Raw genomic sequence first — 2102 nt, 5'->3', positions numbered from 1 at the left:
GCCCTATTGAGTTGTTTATGAGTGACTCAAAGGTTACCTAGCTTGTGCTTTTATATCTATAGTTTGGATATAAAATCAATTGAATAGATATCACATATGTCGTGATAATCTGCTTCTTTCTAAGACAATAAACACACGACAAGGTTATTGATTCGCACTAAAGCGAACGGTAAATTCATTCCAATCGTCTTTTCTTGGTAACAGCTCAATAGATGCGTTGTGCAGTGTCGCGATGTCTTTGCAGATCGCCATTCCAAGCCCCACACCATCTCCTCGATCTGACTGACCTCGATAGAAAACTTCAAACAATCGCTCACGGACTAAAGAAGAAATGCTTTCCCCATTGTCTGACACTTTTACTTCTATCACGCGATTTTGCTCACTCATCACCACACGAATTTCACTGCCTTCTAAACATATATCTTGAGTATTTTATTATGCCGTTACCTTGCTATCTAACTATCATAGGGGTTAATCACCCAGAGTTCAGGTTTACACAATTCAATAAGGGATAAATGAAATCTTGGTTCAAAGTGTAGGCCACTCAATATTCACGACATCTCTTACTCAAGCCAGAGTTGTGCAAATCCAGTTACTTCTACCTGATTCAAGAGAGGAACTCGCACAGGGCTTAACATCTTGCTTGATTTGATGTGTTAACTCATTGATTTTGTTTGATATAAAATTAAATGAAGAAATACATATCTATTATGTGCACATAGTGTATAGTGTCGTCAGCTCAAACGGTGAGCTATTAATAATATATTTAGTTCAAGATCTTCTCAGTTTTTCGATTAAATTCGTCATATCTATCCTGCGATACCTTTTTCTTCATTCCTTATTTAGTAGCTTTCTTTATAATTCATTCAATGTATCGAGATATATTATGTCAAATAAAACAACTGGCTCAGTTAAATGGTTTAACGAAACTAAAGGCTTTGGATTTATCGCTCCTGACAACGGTGGCGCTGATCTATTCGTTCATTTCAAATCAATTGTTAGCGAAGGCTTCAAAACACTAGCTGAAGGTCAAAAGGTATCTTTTGATGTTGAGCAAGGTAGCAAAGGCCCACAAGCTGGTAATGTTACTTTAGTGTAATTTCTTTCTAAAAGATCTCCCTCTTAAGTGGAGATCTTTTTTCTTCAAATTCAATAAGGAGTCAGATGACTCGAAAAAATAATCGAAAGACATATTGGTATTATGTTCTTCGTGAACAGAGAACAATCAAAGGACAAAAACCTAATTGTTCGTTATAAAATTTTGTCTTCATCATGGTGAGATTTCTTGGTCTTCTCCCATACATCAGTTAAACAGCGATGTACTAAAACGTCATATTCTTCCTAGATTAAATACTAGCGATTTTGACCTGAGTTTTTCGTTTTGTGAACTTGAAAGTTCTGGTCAAATTAAAGATTCGTACGGGAAGGTTTTGGGCGATTTTTATATCCAAAATAGAGAAGGAGATTGAGAATTGAAAAAGCCATCGAAGGGTACTACCCCCAAACCGGACAAAGGTAAAAGCACTGGTTCGGATGAAAGTTCTAACAATATTCATAAGATCAGAAAAAGAATTGAAAACATATTGCTAGAACGAGAAGAGAAAAAACTTTGGGATCTATAAGGTAAGAAGATATATGAGAAAACCTGTTAAAAAATCAAGCAAAAAAGCCCAGAAGAATAACTTCGAAGAACGATTCGCTGCAATGGTAAAAGAGTATCAAGAAGCGAAAGAAGTTCTCGAGTCTATGACGGAAGGTTCTTCGGAGTATCTCACTCATAAAAAATTATGTGATAAGTTATTTGCAAATGCTGAGCGATATATTAATAAAAATTAATCGCTTAAAATGGGTTGATTGTATTCTCACTAAGCCTTGAGGGATCCCCTCATAAATCCGCCAGTGCATAGCCATCTTTTAAGAGCTGCTCAGCTAGAGCCATGGCCGTTGCTAAGAGGTGTTGTGTAGTAATCTCGTAGTCTGGTCGCCTGAGGACTTCCATACCTAATCGAACGGTAGACAGGACATTTCGATTTCTGACTGTATTCGCTTGAAAGTGCCTATCCCACCCTTGTTGCTGTGCATGTATTCCTACCAGCCAAAAC

3 protein-coding genes and 1 pseudogene are annotated in these 2102 nt (G+C 37.1%); 2 read left to right on the top strand and 2 right to left on the bottom strand.

What is annotated here, in order from left to right; genetic code table 11:
- Positions 1-144: 144 nt before the first annotated feature.
- Entirely contained in the window at positions 145-399 is a 255-nt protein-coding gene (locus QTN95_RS20320; protein WP_331418799.1) for a sensor histidine kinase, read from the bottom strand.
- 487 nt (positions 400-886) lie between these two features.
- Between QTN95_RS20320 and cspE the strand changes: the two genes are divergently transcribed.
- Together cspE and QTN95_RS20310 are read left to right on the top strand one after the other, a co-directional pair.
- Positions 887-1099, top strand: coding sequence for a transcription antiterminator/RNA stability regulator CspE (gene cspE, locus QTN95_RS20315; protein ID WP_138971670.1), 213 nt, complete (start codon positions 887-889; stop codon positions 1097-1099).
- A 536-nt stretch (positions 1100-1635) separates the two neighbouring features.
- A complete protein-coding gene (locus QTN95_RS20310; protein ID WP_138971672.1) occupies positions 1636-1836 on the top strand; it encodes a hypothetical protein in 201 nt (66 codons plus the stop codon).
- Between the two features lie 49 nt (positions 1837-1885).
- On the opposite strand, the pseudogene QTN95_RS20305 reads toward QTN95_RS20310, so the two are convergent.
- A pseudogene (locus QTN95_RS20305) lies at positions 1886-2102 on the bottom strand (IS4 family transposase); the annotation flags it as partial.

Source organism: Vibrio sp. M260112 (assembly GCF_036533775.1).
Lineage (GTDB): Bacteria > Pseudomonadota > Gammaproteobacteria > Enterobacterales > Vibrionaceae > Vibrio.
This window is presented reverse-complemented; position numbering and strand designations above follow the sequence as displayed.